Here is a 25,312-nt window from a genome sequence, read left to right on the forward strand (position 1 = left end):
GTTACGATCAAGCGCGGCGCGGAGCCTCATCGGAAACAAGAGGGTCAACGGGGTCGGGGCTAGCCAATCCTCTCAGCGCTGATCGCTCAGCGGCGACTCCAGGCACGGGCAGCACTGACTTCACGCTTGAATGTTACAACGACCTCTGGATTTCGCTCACATGAAAACCGCCGCCCGCAACGAAGACTTATAATGATATAAACTGACTTTATTTGTTTGAAATTCGATAAATACCATAGTCTACAATCAATCGAATAGCCTGAAACGCAGGCCGATCATGGGATGATCATAGCAAAATATTTGAGCAAATTTCCAGAGCATCATGCCGGATATTTGACCTGTCATGATGCTCTGGATGATCGTGCGGCATTGGCTCTTTTGAAAGCCGGCACTCACCTCTCGGGCAGATGCGCTAGACCCCGCGCCCCTGCGTGACCGTGATCTCGTGGATGTCGTCGCCGACCGGAACCGTGATGACGTAAGCCTTGGCGACATTGCCAGCACCGGCCGGAGGCTCGATGTGGAGTTGCCCGCCAATCCACTCCGTCGGCATCACGGTGTTGTCTTTGATCACGTTCTGCTCGAGGGCCGCAAGATTGACCTGTCCGGCCGCAACTGCGCCACCAATCATCGCGGCGTTATGTGCATCGGCCCGCGCACCGTTGATGGCGCCGGCGATTGGGCTGTAACGCCCGCTGCTTGTGTAGCTCGACTGTTGGGCCGCGTAAGCATTGCCGGCCGCTGCAGCGCCGATAAGAATTGCTCCGACCACCTGCCGTGTGCGCTCTTCGGAAACGAGCTGTTCATAGGGCACGATCGCCATGCTTTTCGATGGCGTGCCGTCCTGGATCTGCACGGCGCTGACATTGGAGACACGAAAATCGCTTGGGATCTTGCCGTTGTTCTGAATTCCAACGACGAAGACTGGCCGACTACCACTCGCGATTGCCCGGGATGCCGACAAAACGATGACGGTGGAATTTTTTTTCTTTGAAATAACTGCGTTACGTCCATCGCGAACAACTGATTGCTGCTGAGGCCCGGCACTGAACGCTACTTTTTCAGTTGGAACGCAGGCAGCCGTCATCGTCGCGAGCAAAGCGCCCGCTAAACAAACCCGAAAGTTCATTAAGATCCCCCTTTGAGCGGTCGTTGCCGCCGATACATTGTTCAGCACGCCACCGGATCGGCGTCTATCTCACCCAGGGTGACCCGATCTACAATACTGCTTAAGTGTTGCAGTCCGGCAACCGCACAACCGCACGGTAGCGTTTCGGAAGGGAAATTTGGAGGCGAAAGAGGTCGTGGTCGTGCCGAGCGATGCGACTGCCACCGTCGCTTGATCTGAGTATGTACGAGTTCAAGACTTGATGATGTGAATGTTACCCGCATAGGGAAGGATGCACCCTGTGCTGGGTTCAGCACGGCAGCATCACGACCACAGAAGCTGCCATCTTCGGCAGCCGCTCGCGGACTTCAACGCATCCTACACCTTCGCTCACCGCTTCAAGCTCCTGCGCGGGCTCACATGCCATCGGGCCATCTGCAGGGCCCGGACAGACGAGCCCTTCTCATTCATACAAAACCCGCATTGCGCGAAATAAAAATATTATTAAACCCGTGGCTGCGCCGGCTAAGGGGTGGCTGTCACGACAGGCTCGCCCCTTCCTCGCGGCGGGAATCGGAGACGCAGTTATGCAGAGCGGAGCCCCGTTCACGTTGTCGGACGCCATCGCCCTAATCGAGCCGATCCCTCTGCCCGTTGAAGCGCTAGGAGGCGGACAGTCCGTTCGCCACGCTAAAAAATTGAAAAGGATGACGATGGACAAACTGCAGATCGCGCTGACCATTGTTGCCGGCCTTGCAGCCGCGCCGGCGATGGCAGGCGCGCCTCCGTTCGAAGGACGGTGGAGCGGTGGCCCCGCCAGTTGCGCGTTGCCCTTCCATATCACGGCGAAGACTTACGCAGCTCCGGGGGCGCCGCCGTCGCCGGTTGCGAAGGTCGAGCACAGCCGCGGCTGGTGGCGCATCGAACTCAAGGACGGCTACAGCGTGACGTTAATGGACGTAAAGCCCCGAAGCATGACATGGCACTCGCCGGAATCTGGCGACACCTTCGACCTGACGCGCTGCCCCTGACACGGCGCCGGCGATCTGCGTTGCCTCTGCCGGAGAAGGGCGTTCGACGAGATCCGGCAGGACGACATCCGGAGCGCATTCGCCAAACGTAAATCGCCGGATACGTCCTGCACGGTTCAGTCGGCGTCGGCAGGATCAGGAGCGCCCGGCATCACCCCGTCATCCTCGCTCAGTGTTCAAGTCGAACCTCGTTCGCCTCATCGGCACGCGAGGTTGCTGCATCGGCGGCGACCTCATCGGTGACGACCAGATCCATTGTCTCGCTGACGCCAGAGCCGACGACACATGTGCCAGGACACAGATCCCGGCCTCACGCCCGGAGCCGGCATATTCGGTTCTCGCCACTGGGCTGACTATAGGCTCACCGAAAGGCGCAACCGACGAGCAGAAAGGCAGTAGAGAATGGTGCCGCAAGAGGGATTCGAACCCCCGACCCCCTCATTACGAATGAGGTGCTCTACCAGCTGAGCTATTGCGGCGTCGATGCCGGAACAGGCCCGTTTGGGCGGTCCGCGATCGTGGCCGGGTCTTAGACGGATGGGTCGGTTTTGGCAAGCCTGAGGCTGCGTGTCGACGAATGCGAAACGGCACCGAGACCGCTGCGCGCTCGGCTCATTGGGTGGACGGATCAGGGCACAGTGCGGCGTTGGTCGGCCGTATCCGCTTCGACGATGAGCCACGGCTCATCGAAGACGTGCTCTTCGAGATTGGGGCCGACGCCGCCGCGGTCGATGACCAGGAAGTCTTGAGCCGCGCCGAGCGGGGTCAGGACACCGTGCCAAATGCCGATCCGGTAGCAGATCCCCTGCCCCGGCGCAGTGAGGAACGCCAATGGCGTCCCCGGTCGCCCGCCTTCGTCGGGGCAGACCACGACCAGGAACGGCGCCGCGTTCAACGGTACGAAGGCCTGGGCGCCGAGGGGATGGCGCTCGACGAGGTTGAGATGCAGGGGCAAGGCGTAGGGCTCGGCCTCGACATGACCGATGACCACATGGCTGTCGTCGCCCGCCACCAACACCTGCGCGAGATCATGGTAGCGGCGCGCCTTACCGGCATTCATCGGGCGCGGCGCGGCGGCGGATTTGTCGATGACCGTACCGAACGCCGCGAATGCGGACGGCGTCAGGGGCGCGACGCGGATCGTACGCGCGCTCATCGGGCCGAACGGAAGGGCGTCAGCGCGGCGTGGCGATTCACGTCCTTGTAGAGCAGGTAGCGAAACGGGCCGGGGCCGCCCGCGTAACAGGCCTGAGGGCAGAACGCGCGCAGCCAGAGGAAGTCGCCGGCCTGCACCTCGACCCAATCCCGGTTGAGCCGGTAGACCGCCTTGCCCTCCAGCACGAACAGGCCGTGCTCCATCACATGCGTCTCTTCGAATGGAATCGAGGCGCCAGGCTGCAAGGTGACGATGTTGACGTGCATGTCGTGTCGCAGATCGTCGGGCGATACGAAGCGTGTCGTCGCCCACGCTCCCTGGGTGTCCGGCATGGAGACCGGGTCGATGTCGGGCTCGAACGCGACGAAGGCTGCGGGCGGTTCGATCCCGGAGACGCGCTCATAGGCTTTCCGAATCCAATGGAAGCGCGCCGGCTCCGCCCCGTCGTTGCGCAGGCTCCATGTCACGCCGGGCGGACAATAGACGTAGCTGCCGGAGCGCAGGCTGTGCGTGATGCCGTCGAGCGTGAGGCGCAGCCCGCCGCCGACCACGAACAGCACGCCCTCGGCACCCGGATCGGGCTCCGGCCGATCGCTGCCACCGCCGGGCGCCACCTCCATCAGATATTGCGCGAAGGTCTCGGAAAATCCCGAGAGCGGACGTGACAGCATCCAGGCCCGCGTGCCCTCCCAGAACGGCAATAGGCTGGTGACGATGTCGCTCATGACGCCGCGCGGAATCACGGCATAGGCCTCGGTGAAAACGGCCCGGCCCGTCATCAGGGCACTCTGAGGTGGCAGGCCGCCGCAGGCTGGATTGTAGGACGAGGCGGTCATCGAAGCGGCTCCGGAATTGGATAAGGCTGCTGCTCAGCGGGACCACGCCTCGCCGCGTACGAGGTCGGCCGCCAGCTTGTTGTGGCGGGCGGCCAATGCGCGGCTGTCGACGGTGGTGAGGCGTCCTTCGCGCACGATCACGCGGCCGTTGATGATGCTCCAGGCCACCCGCTGAGGTGCGCAGAAGACGAGCGCGGCAACGGGATCATGCAGCGCGCCGGCGGTTTCCAGGCCGCGCAGATCGAAGGCGACCACGTCCGCCGCCATGCCGGGCTCCAGAGCCCCGATATCGTCGCGATCAAGCACCTGGGCGCCGCCGCGGGTTGCGATCTCGAGAGCCTCCCGGCCGGTCATGGCGGTGGGACCGAAACCGACCCGGGCCAGCAGCATGGCTTGGCGCGCCTCACCCAGCATATGCGAACCGTCATTGGAGGCGGAACCGTCGACGCCGAGACCGACGCTGACCCCCTCGCAACGCATCCGGCCGATCGGCGCGATGCCCGAGGCGAGGCGCATGTTCGAGCACGGGCAGTGCGCGACGCCGGTGCGGGTCCGTCCGAATAGGCGGATGCCGGCCTCGTCGAGTTTCACGCAGTGTGCGTGCCACACGTCCTGCCCGACCCAGCCGAGTTCGGCCGCGTATTCGGCCGGCGTCATCCCGAACCGCTCGCGGCTATAGGCGACGTCGTCGGCCGTCTCGGCAAGATGCGTGTGCAGACCGACGCCGTAGGCTCGGGCGAGTCCGGCCGATTCCCGCATCAGATCGCGGCTGACCGAGAAGGGCGAGCAGGGCGCCACCACGATCCGGCGCATGGCGTAGCGATCCGGATCGTGCCAGCGCTCGATCAGACGGCGGGTCTCGGCGAGGATCGCGCCCTCATCCTCGACGAGGGCGTCCGGCGGCAGGCCGCCCTCGCTCTCGCCGACGCTCATGGCGCCACGGGCGGCGTGGAAGCGCATGCCGATGCCGTCCGCCGCCTCGATCGAATCGTCGAGGCGGCAGCCGTTCGGATAGAGGTAGAGGTGATCGCTGGAGGTCGTACAGCCGGACAGGATCAGTTCGGCCATCGCAGTCTGGGTCGAGACGTAAATCATCTCCGGCGTCAGCCGTGCCCAGATCGGATAGAGCGCCCTGAGCCAGCCGAACAGCTCGGCATCCTGCGCCCCCGGCAAGGCGCGGGTCAGGGTCTGGAACATGTGATGGTGGGTGTTGACGAGCCCGGGCAGCACGACATGCCCGGCCATGTCGATCACCTCGTCCGCCCTGTCCGGCACAGTCTCGGCGGGCCCGACCGCGACGATCCGATTGTCCTCGATATAGACGCCGCCGCCGCGGATCTCGCGACGGGCACTGTCCATGGTGACGAGGACATCGGCGTTTCGCAGCAGCAGCGAGGTCATTGCGTCCCCTCCTCAAGCCGGGCCGCGACCTTCGCGCTACCCAGGCCGGTCATCACGGCGATGGTCCGCAACATCGCGCAAGCGGGCACCGGGTGCGACGCGACCCAGCGGTTCATAACGGGCCCCTGTCATGCCGTGCGCCATTCGTCAGGACTTCGCCGCCGCGACACAACACCAGGGCATCGGACGGTTCACCCATTCTCAGACGAAGCCCGCCACGGTCGATCCTCCCGCGTCATGATGCTGTTGCGACCGATCTCTGGCAGACAGATGCCAACGGCTTTCCCGATCGGTTCTCGACCCGTGATGGGAGGGACGGAACGCAAGGACCACGCCGTCGCACCGGAAAAACCGCCTGGATTGATCTAACCTTCCCCAGAACGCTTCGTCCGCCACGGCCTCCGCGTTCCCCATGAGCCCCTGAGCGGGCAACTCGACCGGGCCAGTTCGACGCCGTGTATCCGGCGAAGTTCCCCCGCCGGCCCGCGAGCGCCTCACGATGTCCGTGCGTTCAGAGCTTCATCGACCCGCGCGCGAAGATCTCGCGCCCTGCCCTCGGTGTCCCCGCCTTTGAACAGCGCACCGATCAGGGCGACACCATCGGCCCCGGCACGGATCACGGAGGCCGCGTTGCCGGCATCGATGCCGGCGATGGCGCCGAGCGGCAGAGCCTGCCCACGGGCGAGGCGGGCACGGAACACGATCCGCTGCAGGCCATCGAGGCCGACCGGTGGATCGGGATTGTCCTTGCTCGTCGTGGCGAAGACGCCGCCGATGCAGGCATAGTCGATCGGCAGGCGGTAGAGCTCGTCCGCCTGCGCGCCGGTCTTCACTGTCAGACCGATGATCGCCTTGGGGCCGAGGAGACGCCGGGCCTCTTTCGGGTGGAGGTCCGATTGTCCGAGATGCACGCCCTCGGCGCCCGCCGCGAGCGCCAGATCGACCCGATCGTTGATCAGCACCGGAACGCGGCCGGCGACCGCGGCGCGGATCTCTCGGATCCGGGCGAGCGCGGCCCGGGCATCGCCGATGTCCTTCTCGCGGTACTGCAGGAGGGTCACCCCGCCGGCAACCGAGGCCGCCGCGAGTTCGGCCAGAACCGCGGCGTCGCCCCCCAAGACCCCGACATCGAGGAGACCGTAGAGCCGCAGATCGACCGCGACGGGGGGAGCCGGCCGTGTGAGGCCGAAACCCGCGCCGGTTCCGCTCGCGATCCCGAGGCTCATGCCCTTGTCCTCACGCCGTTCTTCCCTCGCAGCCGGTCCTAAGACGGCGCGCCTATGGGTCTAGAGCGGAGGCCGAGGACCTTGCAATCGGCTGTGGGAGCGATCCGGCCCCTTCCCCGCGCATATCGACCCCGTCGGTTCATCGAAATGCGCCGCGCAAACCCACATGGATGGCCGATTCCGGAACCTCCGGCCGCGCGGAGGCAGGTCGTGTCACTCTGCCTGCGCCGTGACATGGGCGAGAGATCCCTCGGGGAAGAAGAGCGGGCGCAGCGCCCGTGCGGCTTCGGGCGAGGGGTGGGCGAGGGCGGCGCTGAAGGCGCGGCGCAGGTCGGCACAGTCGCGCGAGGCGAGCGGCGAGGTTTCCGGTGATGGGTCGAGGACGGGATGTCGCGGAAAGATCGCCCGGGCGATGGCCAATTCGGACTCGCCGATGCCGCTGCGGGTCAACACGGCACCCAAACCCTCGCTTGCGGCGGCGCAGGTGCCGTCCCGTTCGGGCCCGACACGGTTGAGCATGCGCAGGGTCGTACGCCCGAGGGCGAGGAGCGTCGTCGGTTCCGCCTCTCGAAAAGCTCCCGCAACGACGCGGGCGGCTCTGCGCCGGAGACCATCGATCGCTTCGCCTTCTGATCGGCCCTGTGCGTAGCCGTCGAGATACCATGCGACGAGGTCCCGAACGATGTCCGGGGCCGCCCTCTCGATCTCCGTGAGGATCGGAACGCTGCGCAGGACCAAGGCCCTGGCCTGGATGGGGTCCGGGCCGTCATCGAGGGTGGAATCGGGGAAGCGGTAGACATCCACCACGCCGGTGGCGACGCGGGCCGCGATGAGGCGGGCTGCGTCGGGGACCATCAGATCGTCGGGGCGCACCTTCAGCGCGGCATCGACGAAGGCCGGCTCGATCCCGGCGGCAAGGTAGGCCGCCCGCTCAGGTGCGCTGTCGGCCTCGATCTCGATGCCGAAGGGTCCCGCTTCATAGGGGGCGTGGAAACCGAGCCGTGCTCCCTCCAGAACGAGACGCTCCCGTCCGCGCACGAAGGCCAGGGTGCAGGCGGACACGCAATAATCCGGGACGTATGTCACGAGGCCGCGCCGCGCCACGAGCGCACCGACGGCAGCCCCTTCGTCCACGAGGCCGCCCTCGCTCGTCAAATGGATGCGCTCGACATCGGGATGCGCGTCGAGGAGGCGGGCCAAGCGATCCGCCACGCCTTCGGTCAGTTCCCCCGACAGTCGGACGTCGCGCCCCTGCGGTCCGAGCGCGACGCGGGCGGGCATTGCGTCGGACGGACCGAGGAGGGGGTCCGTGAACCGCGTCGGTGGGACGATTTCGGAAGCATCGACCGCCCCGCGTACTGGATTGTGCGTGGCCAGCAGCCCGGCGAACAGGCAAAGACCGAACCCGGCCGACCAGCCGGACCATGATCCCCGCAAGCTCCGCCCGACGCCGCGGAAGAAACGCCGCGAACCAGCCGCCATCTTCGCCCCCACAAGGTCCGGAAATTTGTTCGATCCGGCCAGTGTCCCTCGGGGATTCGACGAAGCAAGGCCTCTGCCAGGGTGAAAACGAGGCCGGGGATAGGCCGTCTCGCGGCGGCAGGGTTCAGCGGAAGGAAACGACCGCGACGGCGTCGAAACGTCGGAATTGCTTTTCCAGGCTGACATTGTGTCGCGGCCGGGTGCGCCGGAACTCCGAGATCCTCCAGCGTCACGACAGTCGTCCCGGGGTGCCACCGGACGTCCAAAGGGCCGGACACCCATCCCTGTATTTCAGATTCTTCGCCGGCTCATCGCTGCATACACGCTCGGACGCTTCGCCGAACGCGAAAGGGGCGCCGATCCGGCCGGATCAGCGCCCCTTTGTTTCGTCAGAACGTTCGGATCAGGCGCTGCGGGCTTCGCGGCGGCGGGCGCTCTGCTGGAAGAACAGCGCTTGGCTGATGACCGCCGAGACGTTGGCGGGCTGGAACGGCTTCGCGATGAGGAAGGCCGGCTCCGGCCGCTCGCCGGTGAGGAAGCGCTCCGGATAGGCGGTGATGAAGATCACCGGCACCTCGAAGGTCTTGAGAAGGTCGTTCACCGCGTCGAGACCGGACGAGCCGTCAGCGAGCTGAATGTCCGCCAGGATGAGACCGGGACGCTTGCCGTCGGACGCGATCTTGATTGCCTCGGTGCGGGTGCGGGCGACGCCGATGACGTTGTGGCCCAGACCTTCGACCAGGGCCTCCAGGTCCATCGCGATCAGCGGTTCGTCCTCGATGATGAGGATCTCGGTGGCCATGTCGGCGGCCAGCTCGCGGCCCGCCTCGTCGACGAGGTCGCGCACCTTGGCGACGTCCACATCGAGAATGACGCCGGCATCCTCCTCGGAGAAGCCTTCGAGACAGGAAAGCAGGAAGGCCTGACGCGGCAACGGCGTGATCTGGCCGAGGCGGACTTCCGCCGGGAGATCGTGTTGCACCTGCTCGCTGTGGCCGTTCACGGAGAGGGAGTTCCAGATCCGGGTGAAGACACGGAACAGATCGGCCTTGACGTTGGTCGAGCGGCCGAGGGTCTCCGGCTCATTGACCAGCGTCTCCAGCGTGGCCGCAACATAGGCATCGCCGGCCACTTGGCTGCCCGTGAGGGCTCGGGCGTAGCGGCGCAGGTAAGGCAGGTGCTGCACGACCAGTTGTGCTGTCGACATGGATTCCCCTGAGCCTCTGCGCTCTTCGTCGTTATCAATGCGCCGCTAACGCGGCGGGGCCCCGTCCGTTCCTGAAGCCTCGCGGAACCGAACCCGTATGGCGGCGTTGCTGCTGCAGCCATGACTCATGTCAAGCCGCAACACAATCGCGGCGAGTCATCGCGAGCCGAAGCGGCGGCAAGGGGATCGACCGAGAATGACAGAGGACGTGCCGGCCGGCGAAAGTTCCGGCGACCGGCCCAGTGCCATGCGCGGCAAGCTGAACGACCAGAGCCAGCAGCGGATCGGCAATCATCTGCGAGCGCTCTACGATTCCGTCGTACAGCAACCGATTCCCGACCGCTTTCGCGAGCTGATCGCGCGGCTCGACGATACCCCGGAGACGGACACCGCCGACAAGACCTGAGCGGCACCCTCAGTCGCGACCGAGCATGGACCGACCGATGGCGAAGACGCGTCCGTCACCGAGCAGGTAGGCGGTGAAACCGTTGGCAAACAGCGGCTCGAAGGCGACGTCGCGCACGTTCAGACCACCGGTATAGGCCCCGAAGGCCGGCATGACGAGGCGGCGACCGTCGCTCACGAAGCACCGGCGACGCACCGAGCGCCCGCGCATGCTGACCTTGCCGCAGGGATGCAGGTGGCCCGCGATCTCTCCGTCGCCTGCGCCCGCCAACGGCTCATGGCGCAGGGTCAGGCCGCCGAGGGTCAACGTCTCGCAATAGCGACCGCCGACCCCCTCACTCACCGCGGCATCGTGGTTGCCCGCGATCCAGACCCAGTCACGCCCCGCCTGCAAGGCCGCGATCATCGCCCGGTCGCCCGGCTCCATCCGCTCAGGCCCTCGGGCATCGTGGAAGGAATCGCCGAGCGCCACGACGCAGGCCGGATCGAGCCGCTGGATCGCCTCGTGCAGGCAGGACAGCGTCTCCCGCGTGTCATAGGGCGGTAGGAACTGACCGGACCGGGCGGCGTAGGCCGACCCCTTTTCCAGATGAAGGTCGGACACGACCAGCGTGCGGTGTTCGGGCAGCCACAGGGCACCGCTGCGGTCGAGGCTCAATGCCTCCCCGGCGAGCGACAGATCGGTGCCCTTCACGGTTTTCTCAAGTCGTTTGGCCAGTGCCAAGGTCGCATCCTCAACGGGTCGTCGGGTTGAGGGGCGCTTCTCGATCAGCCGAGTGCCTCTTCGAGCAACGCGGCTTCCGCCTCGGCCAGGATATCGTCGGCCCCCTCTCCGTAGACCCGCTCGCGCCCAATTTCGAGCATGACGGATACGGAGAGCGGCGAGACCCGGTCGAGGGATCGGTGGATGATTCGCCCCCGGATGCGCCTCAGCATCATGCCGAGGCGGGTCACGTCGAGGAGTCCGGTTGCCGCATCCTGCCGCGCGGCGCGCAGCAGAAGGTGGTCGGGCTGGTGGCGGCGCAGCACGTCGTAAATCAGATCGGTGGAGATCGTGACCTGCCGACCCGTTTTCTTCTGGCCGGGAAACCGCCGCTCGATCAGGCCGGCAATGACGGCGCATTGCCGGAACGTCCGCTTCATCATCGCGGACTCGTCGAGCCACGCCTCCAGATCGTCGCCGAGCATGTCCTCATCGAACAAGGCCTCGACGAAGCCCGGCGAGAGGGCAATGCGCTCGCTCACATCCTTCGTCATCCAGATCGCGATGCCGTAATCGTTCGCGGCAAAGCCCAGGGGACGCAATCGCGCCCGTTCGAGGCGGCGCGTCAGCAACATGCCGAGGGTCTGGTGCGCGAGCCGCCCCTCGAACGGGAAGGCCGTGAGGTAGTATCGCCCCGACCGCGGAAACGTCTCGACCAACAGGTCGCGCTCGCCCGGCAGCAGCGAATGGCGACGCTGCTGCGCCAGGTAGGTCGCGAGTTGGGGCGGCAGCCGGTCCCACTCGAACGGGTCGGCGATGATGGCCCGCACCCGTGCGGCGAGGAAGGTCGAGAGTGGGAATTTCGATCCGGCATAAGAGGGAATGGCCGGATCGGTGCCGGGACCGGCCCGGGTCGCCATGCACTCGTCCTCCGCCAGCCCCTCGAACCGCAGAACCTCGCCCGCGAACAGGAAGGTGTCGCCGACCGTCAGGGTCTCGCAGAAGTCCTCCTCGATCTCGCCGAGCACCTTGCCGGTCTTCGGGATCACCGTGCCGGGCTTGCCGCGCAGGTGCCGGGCGAGCCGAACCTTCACATGGGTCGATTCCACGATGGTGCCGACATTCATGCGGTATTGCTGCGCCACGCGCGCGTCGCGCACCCGCCACTTGCCGTCCGCCCCTCTGAGGATCTTGGCGAAGCGCTCGTAGGCGCGCAGGGCGTAGCCGCCGGTGGCGACGTAATCGACCACCGCCTCGAACTCCTCCCAGGTCAGTCCGGCATAGGGAGCGGCGGAGATGATCTCGTCGTAGAGGTCGAGCGGATCGAAGGCGTCGGCGCATGCCATGCCGAGGACGTGCTGGGCCAGCACGTCGGGAGCCCCGATGCGCGCGTCCGGCGTGTCCTGCGCCGCCTCTTCCACGGCATCGAGGGCGGCGCGGCATTCGAGCATCTCGAAGCGATTGCCGGGGACCAGATAGGCCTTCGAGGGCTCGTCCATGCGGTGGTTGGCCCGGCCGATCCGCTGCATGATCCGGCTCGCGCCCTTCGGCGCGCCGACATTGACCACGAGGTCGACATCGCCCCAATCGATCCCGAGGTCGAGCGTCGCGGTGCAGACGATGGCCCGCAACTGCCCCGCCGCCATCGCGGCCTCGACCCGGCGGCGCTGCGAGGCGTCGAGCGAGCCGTGGTGGAGCGCGATCGGCAGCGTGTCCTCGTTCAGCCGCCACAGCTCCTGAAAGGTGTATTCGGCCTGAAGCCGCGTGTTCACGAAGACCAGCACCGTGCGATGCGCGCGGATCAGGTCGTAGATCGCCGGCATGGCGTGCCGGGCGGTGTGGCCGGCGAGCGGCAACGTGCGCCCGATGTCGAGCATGTGCAGGTCGGGTTTGGCGCCGCCGCCGGCCACGACGAGGTCGGCCATCGCGGGGGCCGCGGTCGGCGCCGCGACCACCTGCTCCGCCGCTTGCGACCGTGAGGGCGTATGCGACACCAGATACTTTCGCAGCTCGTCCGGCTCGCGCACGGTCGCCGACAGGCCGATCGCCCGCAGGCCCGGCGCCAACCGGCGCAGCCGGGCCAGCGCCAGGGCAAGGAGATCGCCGCGTTTCGAGGTCACGAGCGCGTGCAGTTCGTCGAGCACCACCGTTCGCAATCCGGCGAACAGACCCTCCGCCTCGCGATGGGCGAGAAGCAGCGAGAGCTGCTCCGGCGTCGTAAGTAGAATGTCCGGCGGCCGGGCGATCTGGCGAGTCCGCTTGTGGGCGGGGGTGTCACCGGTACGGGTCTCGACCGTGACCGGAAGGTTCATCCCGGCAATCGGGGCGTCGAGGTTGCGGGCGATATCGACGGCGAGCGCCTTGAGCGGGGAGACGTAGAGGGTGTGCAGCCCCCGTCGACCTTTGCCCGCCTCCGATAGCTCGACGAGGCTCGGCAGGAATCCGGCCAGCGTCTTACCGGCACCCGTGGGAGCGACGAGCAAAGCGGACCGTCCCCCCCGCACCGTGGCAAGCAGTTCGAGCTGATGCGGACGGGGCTGCCAGCCACGGTAGGAGAACCACTCGGCGAAGAGCGGCGGGAGATGGGAAGGGGGCACGCCGCTCAGGTAAGGCGCGGGGCGCGCCCCGTCATCCGCGTCACGCCAGCGCCATCAGGAAGCGGTCGATCAATTCCAACGCGCGCTCGGTCAGGGGGCCGGGATAGCGCACGAAGACGTGGCAGCCCCCGGCATAGACCGCCGTGTGGCCGCCATTGCCGGCGGCGGCCCAGCGGGCCGACATGTAGAGCGTGTCGTCGAGCAGCGGATCGGCGGTGCCGACCGTGAACAGAGCCGGAGGCAGACCCTTCAGATCGGCGTAGAGCGGCGACACATCGGGCCGGCGGCGATCGATGCCCTCGCGGACATAGCCGTCGGCGAAGCGCTCAAGGTCGGTGCAGTTGATGACGAGGCGCTCCTCACCCCAGAGCCGCACGCTTGGCGTCAGGCCGAGATCGTAGAAGCCGGCATTGAGATTGGCGCCGCGAAAGGCGCGGGTGAGACCGTGCCGGTCACGCAGGCGCAAGAGCACCATGACGGCGAGATGCGCGCCGACCGATTCCCCGCCGATGGTCAGGGCGTTGACGCCGAGTTCGCGGCGGCCGGGCCCGGCGAGCCAGAGAGCGGCGGCCTCACAATCCTCCAGCGCCGCGGGATAAGGATGCTCGGGCGCCAGACGATACTCGACCGACAGGCAGATGAAGCCGCAGGCATCGGCGATCCGCTCCAGCCAGGGGTCCTGCTCGTCGGCCGCGCCCCAGACCCAGCCGCCGCGATGGATATGGAGATAGGCGCCGCGCGCCTTGCCCTTCGGTCGGATCACCCGCAGCGAGAGGGGCCCGCCAGGACCGTCGATCGTCAGGGTCTCGGCCCGGGCGCTGCGCGGCATGGCCGGGGAGGCCTTGGTGCCCTCGCGACGGCGGGCGCGCACCTCCGCGATCGGCAGCGACCACGGGTCGGGCTGCGCGGCATGGGCAGCCACGATCTCGGCGTTGAGCGTCTTGGTCTCCGGATCGATCGTCGCCGGATCGAACAAGGCGTGGTCGATCATGGGGCCTTTCTCGGGTTCCCGTATGGGCCGCTCGTCGGCAGCCCGCCATCTTGAGCGGAACGCGTCCCGGTGCCATCTGCCAGAAGCCGCGAATGCGTCCAACGACGGGAAGGGGCGCGCGGTTTCACACGGCTGTGGCGGGAGAGCAACGCCGCTGTGGATCGTTGGGCGTGGATGAGGGACCGGACGGCATGATCGGCGATCACGATACGCGGCGCGGCCTACCGCCGGGGCAGAGCGGCTACGCCGATCCGCGCTACGGCGCACCGCGCCAACGCTCGGGACTGAACCGCTTTCTCGGCGGCTCGCCCGCCGCGGTGGCGGTCAAGCTGCTCTTCCTGTCGGTGCTGGTCGGCGCCGTGATGGCGATGCTCGGTCTGACGCCGGGCCTGCTGTTCTGGCATATCTACGATCTGTCGCGACACCTAATCGATCTGGGCTTCGAGACCTTCCACGATTTCGGCCGCTGGATTCTGGCGGGCGCCGCGGTCGTGGTGCCGATCTGGTTCATCGCCCGCCTTCTTACCGTCTCACGGGATCGGTGAGGGCATCGTCGGGCCTGTCGGCGTCGCGCCGCAGGCCCGAAACCGCGGTCTCGATCCTGATCAACCGGTTCGGAGCGCATCGGCGGTTGCAGCATCCGTCGAACAACGACATCGCGGACGATGTTCACGCTGTCCTCGAACGGCACTGCGGACGACCGCTGATCCACGACCCTGCGACGCGGAACGCATTGCGCAGGCATCTGGTACAGTTCTAAGAACGCCTCCAGACCAAGCTGCCAGTCTCAAAGAACAATCAGGCCGAGGACGCGCCGTGCAGACCAGCTTCTCCCCCGGGCAGCTCGCCGATCCCGCGATGGCGGCTTCGGAAAAGATCCTGCGCACGTGTGTGCATTGCGGATTCTGTACCGCGACCTGCCCGACCTATCTTCTCCTGGGCGACGAACTCGATTCCCCGCGAGGACGCATCTACCTGATCAAGGACATGCTGGAAGGCGGCAAGGCGGCCAGCCGCGAGGTGGTGAAGCATGTCGATCGCTGCCTCTCCTGCCTGTCCTGCATGACGACCTGCCCGTCGGGCGTGCATTACATGCACCTCGTCGATCATGCCCGCACCCATATCGAGAAGACCTACAAGCGCCCCCTGACAGACCGGCTGCTGCGGCAGGTGCTCGCCCTGGTGCTTCCCTACCCGAACCGCTTCCGCCTCGCCCTGCTCGCCGCGAAGATCGGCGCGCCGTTGCGGCCGCTGGTCGCCCGCGTGCCCCGCGTCGGCAACCGCCTCGCGGCCATGCTCGATCTCGCACCGGCCCAGCTGCCCAACCGCAATCCCACCGACCGGCCGGGAATCTTTCCCGCCGATACCTCGGCGCAGGAGGTGAGCGATCTCTTCCAGACGGGTCGCGATGCCGGGCCGGGCAAGCGCCGCGGCCGGGTCGCGCTCTTGCGGGGCTGTGCCCAGAGCGTGCTGCGCCCCGATTTCAACGAGGCAGCGATCCGTCTTCTCAACCGCCATGGCGTCGAGGTGGTCCAGCCGAAGGGCGAGGGCTGCTGCGGAGCGCTGACCCATCACATGGGCAAGGAGGATTCCGCCCATGCCCATGCCAAGCGCACCATCGATGCCTGGATCGCAGAGATGGATGGAGAGGGTCTCGACGCGATCGTCGTCACCGCCTCCGGCTGCGGCACGACGATCAAAGATTACGGCTTCATGTTCCGCGACGATCCCGCCTATGCCGAGAAGGCGAAGCGGGTCTCGGCCATCGCCAAGGACGTGACCGAGTACATGGCCCTGATCGGTCTGCTGCCCCCGGTGGAGGATACCGACCTCGTGGTTGCCTACCACTCCGCCTGCTCGATGCAGCATGGGCAGGCCATCCGCACCGAGCCGAAGACTTTGCTCAAGGCGGCGGGCTTCACGGTGAAGGACGTGCCCGAGGGCCATATCTGCTGCGGCTCGGCCGGCACCTACAACATCCTCCAGCCCGAGATCGCCGGACGGCTTCGCGAGCGCAAGGTCGCCAATATCGAGCGGATGCGGCCCGACCTGATCGCCACGGGCAATATCGGCTGCGCCACACAGATCGGGAAGGGAACGGAGATTCCGATCCTGCACACCGTCGAGCTGCTCGATTGGGCGACCGGCGGCCCCCGTCCGGAGGCCCTCGACCGCGTCCGAACGACCCCGGTTCCGGCAGCCCATCCGGTCTCGAAACCGGCGCCCCTGCACGCATGACGGTGGGGCCGGCGCGGCGCTATCGCCCAGGGATAGCAGCGAGGGGTTCCTTGACCTTGCTGCAGGTGCGAATTAGGCCGCAACTCTCCCGGGCCCGAGATCGTTTGCATCCGCGATGACAGAAGACACCACAGCGCAACCCGTCGTCCTCCTCGTCGAAGACGATGGCCTGCTGCTGATGGAAGCGTCCGACACCCTGGCCGAGGCCGGCTTCTCCGTCCTGGAAGCGCCACATGCCGACCGGGCGCTCGATGTGTTGAAGGACCGGCCGGATGTCGGGATCCTGATGACCGACGTCGATATGCCGATGGGATCGATGGACGGCTTCGCCCTCGCCCGTCTCGTGGCCCATCGGTGGCCCGAGATTCCGGTGCTCATCGTTTCGGGCATGGGCACGCCCGGCCCGGGCGATATGCCGGAGGGCGCGCGCTTCATTCCCAAGCCCTACGCGCCGACCATGCTGGTCCGCACCCTCAAGGCCTGCCTCAAGCGCGCCGCCTGAGGCCGCGAACGATCACGTCCGCGAACGACCGGCTGGCATCGCCTCGACAACACCATCCTATCGAGGCCGCACACGAACGAACCCGATCAAGGCGTGATGCGTGGTTCACGCAGGATGTCTGGTCGTCTTCCGGGTCGCCGCGCTCGCAACATTCTGACAGGACGGTGCCAAGCGGGTCCGAGGTCCCGGCCTGCCACGCTCGCGATGCATCCCAGCGTCGCAGACCCGTTCCGCACCGGCGGGGTTCCACCGGGAGGTTTTTCGCGGCAGAAGACCGGCCACACCGTTCTTGTCAGGTCGCACCATGAGCCCGGAGCCGAAAACCTACCGCCTTGCCACGCAGGCGGTCCATGCCGGGGCCGCTCCCGATCCCGCCACGGGCGCGCGCGTGCAGCCGATCTACTTCACCAACGGCTTCGTCTTCGACTCCACCGAGCAGGCCGCCGACATCTTCGCGATGCGCAAGACCGGCTTCTCGTACTCGCGCGGCTCGAACCCGACCGTCGCCGCGCTGGAGCGCCGAGTGGCGGCGTTGGAAGGCGCCAAGGCGGCCGTCGCCGTCTCCTCGGGCCAGTCGGCCGTGCTCCTCGTGATGATGACGCTGATGCAGTCGGGCGATGCCTACGTCGCCTCGCCGCGCCTGTTCGGCGGCTCCCTCGGCCTGATGCGCCGGCTCGACGGTCGCTACGATCTGAAGCCGCAATTCGCCAGCGACCTGACGCCCGAAGCTTTCGAGCGGGCGATCACGCCGGAGACCAAGGCGATCATCTGCGAGTCGATCGTCAATCCCTGCGCCACCGTGATGGACATCGAGGGGATCGCCGCGGTCGCCAAGCGGCACGGCCTACCCCTCGTCATCGACAACACCCTCGCCTCCCCGGCCCTCATCCGCCCGATCGCGTATGGCGCAGATATCGTCGTGCACTCGACCTCGAAGTTCCTGGGCGGCTCGGGGCAGGTGATCGGCGGCATGATCTGCGACGGCGGCACGTTCGATTGGGCATCGAAGGGCTCGCGCTACAATCTCATCAACGATCCCTGGCCCGATTATGACGGGTTGATCGTCAGCGAGCGCTTCCCCGAGACGCCCTTCGCCGTGGCCTGCCGCCTGTTCGGCCTGCGCGATCTCGGGCCCGGCCTCTCGCCCATGAACGCCTTCCTGACGCTGACCGGCATCGAGACCCTGCCGCTGCGCATGGAACGTCATTGCGCCAACGCCAAGCGGATCGCGGCCTTCCTCAAGGACCATCCTGCGGTGGAATGGGTCAGCTATCCGGCCCTGCCGGGCCAGACCGGTGAGGAACTGGCCAAGCGATACTGTCCGCAGGGTCCGGGCTCGATCTTCACCTTCGCGCTGAAGGGCGGCGAGCCGGCGGCGCTCGCCTTCATCGCCGCGCTCGAACTCGTCTCGCACCTCGTGAATATCGGGGAGATCAAGACGCTCGCGATCCACCCGGCCACCACCACCCACCGGCAGCTGCGCCCCGAGGAGCGTGCGGCGGCCTGCGTCGGTCCCGAGACCGTGCGGCTATCGATCGGCCTCGAAGATCCCGAGGACCTGATCGCCGATATCGAGCAGGCTCTGGCAAAGGTCGGCTGATCCCGATGCGCCGTCGCCTCCTCGTCGCCGCCGCCCTGATCGGGCTCGGCGCGGGTGGTGTCGCCGTGGCGGACTTTCTCCAGATCGGCCGCACCGAGCCCCCGCTCCTGCCCGAACCGGAGCGGGCCGACCGAATTTTGGTCGAGAAGGCGGCTCGCCGCCTGACGCTTCTTCGGGGCGAGCAGGTGCTGGCCACCTATCCGGTTTCCCTCGGCTTCACGCCGGCCGGCCCAAAGACCCGCGAGGGCGACGGGCGCACGCCCGAGGGGATCTATTCCATCGCCTTCCGCAATCCGAAAAGCGTCGCCCATCTCTCCCTCAAGGTGTCCTACCCCTCCCCTGCCGATGCGGCGGCGGCACAGGCTCGCGGTGAGGCGCCCGGCGGCGACATCATGGTCCACGGCCTGATGAACGGATTCTCCTGGGCCGGTCGCCTCCACCGCATGATGGACTGGACGCAGGGCTGCATCGGCGTGACCAATGCCGAGATGCGGGAGATCTATGCCCGCGTCGATGTCGGCACGCCCATCGAGATCAGACCCTGATCTGCGTTCACCGTTCTAGAAATGCGTGCCCACGCGTAGCCGCACCTGATGTCGGTCGAAATTGGTCAGGTCGCGATCCTCACCCGCGCGCGCCTCGCTGCCCGAAACCTGCGTGCCCCAGGTGAACGACATCCAGGTCTCCTCCGTCAGTTCCTTGTAGACGGTCGGCCCGAGATAGACGGCTTGGCCGATGAAACGGTCGAGGCCCAGCCCGGAATAGGCACGGAGATACCGAGCCTCCACGCCGAGAAAGAGGCCCGGCACGATGCGCTTGGCCAGGGCGCCCGAAATTTCGAGATTTGAGGCCTGCTGATCGCCCGCGATCCCGTCGATCCGTGACCGGCCCAACGCGTAGACGATGTTCAAGCCGGCTACGACGTCACCGGGTACGATCTCCCGGTCCATCAGCAAACCCGCCTCGATCGATAAGCCGCGGGCGCCGAGACCGGTGGCCGCGTCGAGCCGGCTCGCACCGACGACCGTGTTGAGCGTGAGCCCGAACGGCGCCTCCGCCCGGGTCCAGAGCCGCGCCCGGGTCTCGACGAACCCACCCGCCAAGGCGGCAACCTCCCGATCGTCCAGACCCGGTACGCCGCGCATCCGGTAGCCGGCGAAGGCGAGACCGGGCGCGAGGCGGAAACGGTCGCTCAACGGCACCTTCAGGACCAGCGCGGAATCCACCGCTCGGAAGGAGCCGCCGCGCTTGCCGAGCCGCGCCGTGGTCTCGGATTCGAGCTCCTTCTCCGGCGGCGCACCGATATCCGATCCCTCCGTGAAGCCAAACAGATGCTCGGTATCAACGCCATGATCCGAGGCTGCGCCGGGCCCGGCGAAGAGGCAAACCCAAGCCATAAGAAGGGTGGACCGGACGAACGGGCGGTTCACGGCGACCTCGCTGAGGATAAATATGCATCTTGCTATAACTGATAGATCACACAAAAAGATACAGTCAACGCTGATTACGTCCGGATGCGGTTGGCGAGCGACGCGCCTGGGGTTAGCCGGACGTGCGCATACGTCTCCCACACGCGACTCTGGCCACAGGACCTCCGACTTCGCGTATTTTCCACACGATCGAATTCAGCGTAAGCATTCATTCGAATACGAATAATGATATGTGTTTATTGTGGGCCAAATAAAAACTGCCATGACCGAATCTTTGAGGCTATTGATCTCAGACATTAAGCGTCAAAGATATCCCAAGCGATCGTATCCGCTTCTTCGCCGGTGATGGCGACGCGGGGTGCATCGATGCGGCGGTGGCGGAAAGGTCGCCAAGGAGGCGCTCTTTCCCCATATGCGATCGCGACGCCAAGCAGGGAACAGATGCGATGCGCGCTTACGAGATGTCCGCCGCCCAGGGGCTCGACAGTTGGAGCCTCGTCGAGCGGCCCGCGCCCGAGCCCGGCCGTGGGCAGGTGCTGGTGCGCATGCGCGCCGCCTCGCTCAATTATCGCGATCTGCTGATCGCGCAGGATCGCTATCCCTTCGCGATCAATCTCGACCGGTTGATTCCCGTCTCGGACGGAGCGGGCGAGGTCGTCGGGGTCAGCGAGGGCGTGCGCCGCTTCAAGGGTGGCGAGCGGGTCGCCGGGATCTTCTCGCAGAGCTGGCTCGGCGGGGCGCAGGTCGATGACATGTGGCAGACCGCCCTGGGCGGCGCGGTCGACGGAGTGCTGACAGAGTATCAGGTGTTCGATGCCGACGGGCTCGTGCGGTTGCCGGATGAATTGAGCTTCGAGGAGGGAGCGACGCTCCCCTGTGCGGCGGTGACCGCCTGGAATTCCCTCTACGGCTGCAAGCCATTGAAAGCGGGCGAGACCGTGCTTGCCCTTGGTACAGGCGGCGTGTCTGTGTTCGCGATCCAATTCGCGAAGGCTGCGGGTGCGCGGGTGATCGCCACCTCATCCAGCGACGCCAAGCTCGCGAAAGCGAAGGCCCTCGGCGCCCACGAGACGATCAATTACACCGCGCATCCCGATTGGGAGCGGGAGGTGCGCCGCCTGACCGGCGGCGCGGGTGTCGATCACGTGGTGGAAGTCGGCGGCACCGGTACGCTGCCGCGCTCCATCGCCTCGACCAAGGCCGGCGGCCATATCGGCCTCATCGGTCTTCTGGCAGAAGGCGAAGCGATCGATCCCCTGGCGATCCTCGGCGCGAGCTGCCTCGTGCGCGGCGTCGCCGTCGGCTCGCGGGAAATGTTCGAGGACATGAACCGGGCCATCGCCCTTCACGACATCAAGCCAGTTGTCGATCGGACCTTCGCTTTCGAAGAGGCACCGGCGGCTCTGGCCGCGCTCGCCGAGGCGAGCCATGTCGGCAAGATCGTGATCCGCATCGGGTGAGCGAAGGCGACCGATGACGGGGCTCACTCGCCGCGGGTGCCGCCCGACCGGGCGAGCGCCCGCAGCGCACCGCGGAACGTCCGCACGTCCTGCTCGGTCATGCTCATGCGATGGAGCATGTCCCGCATGTTGCGGGCGATGATGTCGCGCTTCTCCGGCGGGTAGAAGCCGACCCCGTCCAACGTCGCCTCGAGGCTCGCAAACAGCGACAGCAGCGCTTCCCGCGTGGCCGGGGGCGACAGCATCTCCCCGGTGAACCGCAGGGTGGCCAGCCCTGCGGCACGGCGCCATTCGTAGCCCATCAGCAGCACGGCCTGGGCGAGGTTGAGCGAGGGGAATTCTTCCGTCACCGGGAAGGTCACGATGGCATCCGCGAGCGACACCTCGTCGTTGGTCAGCCCGACCCGCTCGCGCCCGAACATCAGCCCGACCCGCTCCCCGGCCGAGATCCGCCCGGCGACCTCCGCCATGGCCGGCTCCGGCGCGAAGACACGCTTCATCTGCCCGCGCTCGCGGGCGGTGGTCGCAAGCAGGCACTGCAAGTCGGCGATGGCGTCGGGCAAAGTGGCGAAAACCTTCGCCCCGTCGAGCACATGCGTCGCGCCGGAGGCAGCCTCCCGCACGCCCTTCTTCGGCCAACCGTTCTTGGGCGCGACCAACCGCAGCTCGGAGAGGCCGAAATTCGCCATGGCGCGGGCGGTCATGCCGATGTTCTCGGCAAGCTGCGGTTCGACCAGGATGATGATGGGGGCGGTCATGGGGCTTCGTTCGCGCGGCGTGTTCGAGGGCGGTGCACGCGCGTGATGTCATCAATCCGTGGCGAGAGCCATAGTATCCTAGTCCTGCGCACCATTCAGAATATGAAGGATCTCAATCCGACATTCCCGAATTCGATAGAAAATCAGGTAGGATTTGTGGACGCGCTTGCGGATCCCGCGGGAGCGATAACGTTCGACGAGGGGAAAACCTTCGGGAGCGTCTACGATTTGCTCGGCACAGTCGACGAGTTCATCGACAAAGGCCATGGCCCGACGTGGATTGTCGCGAGCGATGTAGTCGCCAATCGACTCGAGGTCAGCCTGAGCCGCCTGTGAGAAGACGACCTTCATCCCCTCCGCGCCGATGTCGTATCCAGGGCAGCGTATTTGGTGATCAGGCGCGCGCGCACCTCATCTGCATCGATGACACGGCCGGCATCGATATCCGAGATTCCACGATCGAGGGCGGCGTCGAGCGCGGCCAAGCGCTTCTCTCGCTCCTCAATCAGCCTCACACCTTCACGCAGGACATCGGATCGGGAGCTGTAACGGCCCTCGCGTACGAGGGACGCAACATAACCTTCGAGATGGGGACCGAGATCGGCGCTGCTGGGCATGGGCCTCTCGCGAGACGGTGAGTTCCGACGATACCCGTGATCGATGCGCTGTCCAAGCCGCGCGCACCGCCGGCCAAGCCGGCGGCGCAACAGTTCAACAAGATCAGATCTTACCGTCGAGGCCCATCTGGTAATATTTGTGGACGATCTTGTCCTGGTTCTCCAGGAGCCAGTCGATCGATGGCTCGTTGGTCATGGCCTTGCGGATCGCCTCGGTCATGCCGCGGCGCTGAATGTCGAACAGGGCCTTGTGATCGATGTTCTGGTCCTGAATCACGCCGGGGCTCAGCCACACCGAGCAGATGATGCCGAGATCGTTGGCCTTTTCCTTGGGAATGTAACCGGCGCGCACGGCATCGAGCACGCCGTTGGCGATGGCGTATTGGACCGTGCCCATCAGGATCGAGGTGTACTTGTTCTCGGTCACGCTCACCTTGGACACGCAGAGCGTGACCGGGCGAACCATGATATCCGTGTTCAGGAGCGCGAAGACGCGGGAGTGACCCACCACCTGATCGCCGGTCAGCGTCGCGAGCGCGGTGCCGACCGGCCCGTCGAGCTCGCCGATGATGACCTCCGGCTCGGAGGCCGTGTTGGGCGGGCCGCCGGCGACGAGGGCTTCGCCGGCGCGCAGGATGATGCGGTCGCTCATGGTGTCTCCTTCAGGTCTTGAACCGGCCCGGGTCGTCGCAGCGCCGGATAGGTTTGTCCAGGCCGGGTAAAGCGAGACCGGTCTGTGCGCTTGTCCGGGAGCGACACCGGTTTGAATCCCGTCGTCCGAATTGGCGCGGTTCTCGCGTGCCCCGCGCAAAGCCGCCCGGAAGCGGGACGGTGACAGAATCGCGCCTCCGAAACAGGTGATCGCAGCCCGGCTTTGTCGGGGTGGTGCGGTGCGTTATAGGGGCGCCGACGAGGTTCCGGGAACGCGCGGGACGGCAACCGGCCGGGCACGCGGCACCGGGTCACTGAGGGACCGACATGGCGAAGATCAAGGTGGCCAATCCGGTCGTCGAGCTCGACGGCGATGAGATGACTCGGATCATCTGGGCGGAGATCAAGAACAAGCTCATCCACCCCTACCTCGATCTCGATCTCGATTATTACGATCTCGGCGTCGAACACCGCGACGCGACGAACGATCAGGTCACGGTCGATGCCGCGGAGGCGATCAAGCGCCACGGCGTCGGTGTGAAATGCGCCACGATCACGCCTGACGAGGCCCGCGTCGAGGAGTTCAAGCTCAAGGAGATGTGGCGGTCGCCCAACGGCACGATCCGCAACATCCTCGGCGGCGTGATCTTCCGTGAGCCGATCATCTGCTCGAACGTGCCGCGCCTCGTTCCGGGTTGGACCCAGCCCTTCGTCATCGGCCGCCACGCCTACGGCGACCAGTACCGCGCCACCGACTTCAAGGTGCCGGGCAAGGGCCGGCTGACGATCAAGTTCGAGGGCGATGACGGCACCGTCATCGAGAAGGAAGTGTTCAAGTTCCCCGAGGCCGGCGTCGCGATGTCGATGTACAATCTCGATCAATCGATCATCGATTTTGCCCGTGCATCGTTCAACTATGGCCTGGCGCGCAAGTACCCGGTCTACCTGTCCACGAAGAACACCATCCTCAAGGTCTATGATGGGCGCTTCAAGGATCTGTTCCAGAAGGTGTTCGACGAGGAATTCAAGTCGAAATTCCAGAGCCTCGGCCTCGTCTACGAGCACCGTCTGATCGATGACATGGTGGCGTCCTGCCTCAAATGGTCGGGCGGCTATGTCTGGGCGTGTAAGAACTACGACGGCGACGTGCAGTCGGACACCGCGGCGCAGGGCTTCGGCTCGCTGGGCCTGATGACCTCGGTTCTGATGACGCCGGACGGCCAGACCGTGGAGGCCGAGGCCGCCCACGGCACGGTGACCCGCCATTACCGCGAGCACCAGAAGGGCAAGGCGACCTCGACCAACTCCATCGCCTCGATCTTCGCCTGGACCCGCGGCTTGTCGCACCGGGCCAAGCTCGACGACAACGGCGAATTGGCCAAGTTCGCCGCGACGCTGGAGAAGGTCTGCGTCGACACCGTCGAGGCCGGTCACATGACGAAGGATCTCGCGCTGCTCGTCGGCCCGGACCAGAAGTGGCTCACCACCAACGGCTTCCTCGACAAGGTCGACGAGAACCTCAAGGCCGCGATGGCCTGAAGACAGATGCCCGAACCCTCCCCCATGCCGGGGAGGGCTCGGGCCGGTCTTAGCCGGCCTTCTCTGCAGCGTTGCGCTTGCGCGTCTCGGCGGCTTTCTTCGCTGAGGCCGAGCGTTGTTCGGGCGTCCGCGAGGCTGATGCCGTGCCGCCGCTTCGGCCGCCCTTGTGGGCCGCCGGATGTCCCGTCGACTTGCCACGGCCGGAGCCGCCGGGCTTCTTGCCGCCGCCGTCATCCTTGTTGACCGTGGCCCAGGCACGGGACTCGGCCTCCTTCTCAGGCACGCCGCGCGCCTCGTAGGATTCGGCGATATGTTCGGCCTTGCGGACCTGCTTGTCGGTGTATTTCCCTTTGTCGCCGCGGGCCATCGATCTC

At 66.3% G+C, this 25,312-nt stretch carries 25 protein-coding genes and 1 tRNA gene; 9 read left to right on the plus strand and 17 right to left on the minus strand.

Annotated elements, in window-relative coordinates; genetic code table 11:
- Nucleotides 1-412: 412 nt before the first annotated feature.
- Nucleotides 413-1,177, minus strand: a complete 765-nt coding sequence (locus OWC43_RS22005) for a hypothetical protein (protein ID WP_393958326.1) — start codon at nucleotides 1,175-1,177, stop codon at nucleotides 413-415.
- A 542-nt stretch (nucleotides 1,178-1,719) separates the two neighbouring features.
- Here OWC43_RS22005 and OWC43_RS22010 point away from each other — a divergent pair.
- Nucleotides 1,720-2,139: a hypothetical protein gene (locus OWC43_RS22010; RefSeq protein ID WP_393958327.1), complete on the plus strand. Its 420-nt coding sequence runs from the start codon at nucleotides 1,720-1,722 to the stop codon at nucleotides 2,137-2,139.
- 403 nt (nucleotides 2,140-2,542) lie between these two features.
- Here the strand turns inward: OWC43_RS22010 and OWC43_RS22015 are convergent.
- The 7 genes from OWC43_RS22015 to OWC43_RS22045 form a co-directional block, all read right to left on the minus strand.
- Nucleotides 2,543-2,618, minus strand: a tRNA-Thr gene (locus OWC43_RS22015).
- 149 nt (nucleotides 2,619-2,767) lie between these two features.
- Entirely contained in the window at nucleotides 2,768-3,295 is a 528-nt protein-coding gene (locus OWC43_RS22020; RefSeq protein ID WP_393958328.1) for an ureidoglycolate lyase, read from the minus strand.
- Nucleotides 3,292-4,131, minus strand: coding sequence for a bifunctional allantoicase/(S)-ureidoglycine aminohydrolase (locus OWC43_RS22025; RefSeq protein ID WP_393958329.1), 840 nt, complete (start codon nucleotides 4,129-4,131; stop codon nucleotides 3,292-3,294). The genes OWC43_RS22020 and OWC43_RS22025 overlap by 4 nt, the downstream gene beginning before the upstream one ends.
- A gap of 33 nt (nucleotides 4,132-4,164) precedes the next feature.
- On the minus strand, nucleotides 4,165-5,532 hold the full coding sequence (locus OWC43_RS22030) for an 8-oxoguanine deaminase (RefSeq protein WP_393958330.1): 1,368 nt from the start codon (nucleotides 5,530-5,532) through the stop codon (nucleotides 4,165-4,167).
- A 494-nt stretch (nucleotides 5,533-6,026) separates the two neighbouring features.
- A complete protein-coding gene (gene thiE, locus OWC43_RS22035) occupies nucleotides 6,027-6,758 on the minus strand; it encodes a thiamine phosphate synthase (RefSeq protein WP_393958331.1) in 732 nt (243 codons plus the stop codon).
- A 213-nt stretch (nucleotides 6,759-6,971) separates the two neighbouring features.
- The gene (locus tag OWC43_RS22040; protein WP_393958332.1) at nucleotides 6,972-8,039 is read right to left on the minus strand and encodes a hypothetical protein; all 1,068 of its coding nucleotides are present in this window, start codon (nucleotides 8,037-8,039) and stop codon (nucleotides 6,972-6,974) included.
- Nucleotides 8,040-8,643: 604 nt separating this feature from the next.
- Nucleotides 8,644-9,447: a response regulator gene (locus tag OWC43_RS22045; protein ID WP_137829117.1), complete on the minus strand. Its 804-nt coding sequence runs from the start codon at nucleotides 9,445-9,447 to the stop codon at nucleotides 8,644-8,646.
- Nucleotides 9,448-9,643: 196 nt separating this feature from the next.
- On the opposite strand from OWC43_RS22045, the gene OWC43_RS22050 reads away from it, so the two are divergent.
- The gene (locus OWC43_RS22050) at nucleotides 9,644-9,853 is read left to right on the plus strand and encodes a NepR family anti-sigma factor (RefSeq protein ID WP_137829116.1); all 210 of its coding nucleotides are present in this window, start codon (nucleotides 9,644-9,646) and stop codon (nucleotides 9,851-9,853) included.
- 9 nt (nucleotides 9,854-9,862) lie between these two features.
- On the opposite strand, the gene pdeM is transcribed toward OWC43_RS22050, so the two are convergent.
- From pdeM to OWC43_RS22065, 3 genes are read right to left on the minus strand one after another with little or no spacing between them, the layout of a single operon-like run.
- Complete coding sequence (gene pdeM / locus OWC43_RS22055) at nucleotides 9,863-10,576, minus strand: ligase-associated DNA damage response endonuclease PdeM (RefSeq protein WP_393958333.1); 714 nt, start codon at nucleotides 10,574-10,576, stop codon at nucleotides 9,863-9,865.
- Nucleotides 10,577-10,620: 44 nt separating this feature from the next.
- Nucleotides 10,621-13,152: a ligase-associated DNA damage response DEXH box helicase gene (locus OWC43_RS22060; RefSeq protein WP_393958334.1), complete on the minus strand. Its 2,532-nt coding sequence runs from the start codon at nucleotides 13,150-13,152 to the stop codon at nucleotides 10,621-10,623.
- 40 nt (nucleotides 13,153-13,192) lie between these two features.
- A complete protein-coding gene (locus OWC43_RS22065; RefSeq protein ID WP_393958335.1) occupies nucleotides 13,193-14,143 on the minus strand; it encodes an alpha/beta hydrolase in 951 nt (316 codons plus the stop codon).
- 191 nt (nucleotides 14,144-14,334) lie between these two features.
- Here OWC43_RS22065 and OWC43_RS22070 point away from each other — a divergent pair, with 191 nt between their 5' ends.
- The 5 genes from OWC43_RS22070 (at nucleotide 14,335) to OWC43_RS22090 (ending at nucleotide 19,028) form a co-directional block, all read left to right on the plus strand.
- On the plus strand, nucleotides 14,335-14,688 hold the full coding sequence (locus OWC43_RS22070; protein ID WP_393958618.1) for a DUF6460 domain-containing protein: 354 nt from the start codon (nucleotides 14,335-14,337) through the stop codon (nucleotides 14,686-14,688).
- Nucleotides 14,689-14,959: 271 nt separating this feature from the next.
- Entirely contained in the window at nucleotides 14,960-16,381 is a 1,422-nt protein-coding gene (locus tag OWC43_RS22075) for a heterodisulfide reductase-related iron-sulfur binding cluster (protein ID WP_393958336.1), read from the plus strand.
- 115 nt (nucleotides 16,382-16,496) lie between these two features.
- Entirely contained in the window at nucleotides 16,497-16,883 is a 387-nt protein-coding gene (locus OWC43_RS22080; RefSeq protein WP_137829111.1) for a response regulator, read from the plus strand.
- Nucleotides 16,884-17,187: 304 nt separating this feature from the next.
- Nucleotides 17,188-18,483 carry an O-acetylhomoserine aminocarboxypropyltransferase/cysteine synthase family protein gene (locus OWC43_RS22085; RefSeq protein ID WP_393958337.1) on the plus strand — a complete coding sequence of 432 codons (1,296 nt, stop codon included), beginning with the start codon at nucleotides 17,188-17,190 and terminating at the stop codon, nucleotides 18,481-18,483.
- A gap of 5 nt (nucleotides 18,484-18,488) precedes the next feature.
- Nucleotides 18,489-19,028 carry a murein L,D-transpeptidase family protein gene (locus OWC43_RS22090; RefSeq protein ID WP_393958338.1) on the plus strand — a complete coding sequence of 180 codons (540 nt, stop codon included), beginning with the start codon at nucleotides 18,489-18,491 and terminating at the stop codon, nucleotides 19,026-19,028.
- Between the two features lie 15 nt (nucleotides 19,029-19,043).
- On the opposite strand, the gene OWC43_RS22095 is transcribed toward OWC43_RS22090, so the two are convergent.
- Nucleotides 19,044-19,913: a hypothetical protein gene (locus tag OWC43_RS22095; protein ID WP_393958339.1), complete on the minus strand. Its 870-nt coding sequence runs from the start codon at nucleotides 19,911-19,913 to the stop codon at nucleotides 19,044-19,046.
- Nucleotides 19,914-20,359: 446 nt separating this feature from the next.
- On the opposite strand from OWC43_RS22095, the gene OWC43_RS22100 reads away from it, so the two are divergent.
- Nucleotides 20,360-21,373, plus strand: coding sequence for an NAD(P)-dependent alcohol dehydrogenase (locus OWC43_RS22100; protein ID WP_393958341.1), 1,014 nt, complete (start codon nucleotides 20,360-20,362; stop codon nucleotides 21,371-21,373).
- A gap of 23 nt (nucleotides 21,374-21,396) precedes the next feature.
- Here OWC43_RS22100 and OWC43_RS22105 read toward each other — a convergent pair whose 3' ends face one another.
- From OWC43_RS22105 to OWC43_RS22120, 4 genes are all read right to left on the minus strand, one after another.
- The gene (locus OWC43_RS22105; RefSeq protein ID WP_393958343.1) at nucleotides 21,397-22,131 is read right to left on the minus strand and encodes an RNA methyltransferase; all 735 of its coding nucleotides are present in this window, start codon (nucleotides 22,129-22,131) and stop codon (nucleotides 21,397-21,399) included.
- 78 nt (nucleotides 22,132-22,209) lie between these two features.
- Entirely contained in the window at nucleotides 22,210-22,482 is a 273-nt protein-coding gene (locus OWC43_RS22110; protein WP_393958344.1) for a type II toxin-antitoxin system RelE/ParE family toxin, read from the minus strand.
- Nucleotides 22,479-22,748: a type II toxin-antitoxin system ParD family antitoxin gene (locus OWC43_RS22115; protein WP_137829152.1), complete on the minus strand. Its 270-nt coding sequence runs from the start codon at nucleotides 22,746-22,748 to the stop codon at nucleotides 22,479-22,481. Before OWC43_RS22115 ends, OWC43_RS22110 begins: the two co-directional genes overlap by 4 nt.
- A 103-nt stretch (nucleotides 22,749-22,851) precedes the next feature.
- Nucleotides 22,852-23,400 carry a formaldehyde-activating enzyme gene (locus OWC43_RS22120; protein WP_137829105.1) on the minus strand — a complete coding sequence of 183 codons (549 nt, stop codon included), beginning with the start codon at nucleotides 23,398-23,400 and terminating at the stop codon, nucleotides 22,852-22,854.
- 326 nt (nucleotides 23,401-23,726) lie between these two features.
- Here OWC43_RS22120 and OWC43_RS22125 point away from each other — a divergent pair, with 326 nt between their 5' ends.
- Nucleotides 23,727-24,938: an NADP-dependent isocitrate dehydrogenase gene (locus OWC43_RS22125; RefSeq protein ID WP_137829104.1), complete on the plus strand. Its 1,212-nt coding sequence runs from the start codon at nucleotides 23,727-23,729 to the stop codon at nucleotides 24,936-24,938.
- A 49-nt stretch (nucleotides 24,939-24,987) separates the two neighbouring features.
- Here the strand turns inward: OWC43_RS22125 and OWC43_RS22130 are convergent, their stop codons facing one another.
- Nucleotides 24,988-25,305, minus strand: coding sequence for a plasmid stabilization protein (locus OWC43_RS22130; RefSeq protein WP_137829103.1), 318 nt, complete (start codon nucleotides 25,303-25,305; stop codon nucleotides 24,988-24,990).
- Nucleotides 25,306-25,312 lie beyond the last annotated feature (7 nt).

It is taken from the genome of Methylorubrum sp. POS3, from assembly GCF_043352485.1.
In the GTDB taxonomy this organism is placed as follows: domain Bacteria; phylum Pseudomonadota; class Alphaproteobacteria; order Rhizobiales; family Beijerinckiaceae; genus Methylobacterium; species Methylobacterium suomiense.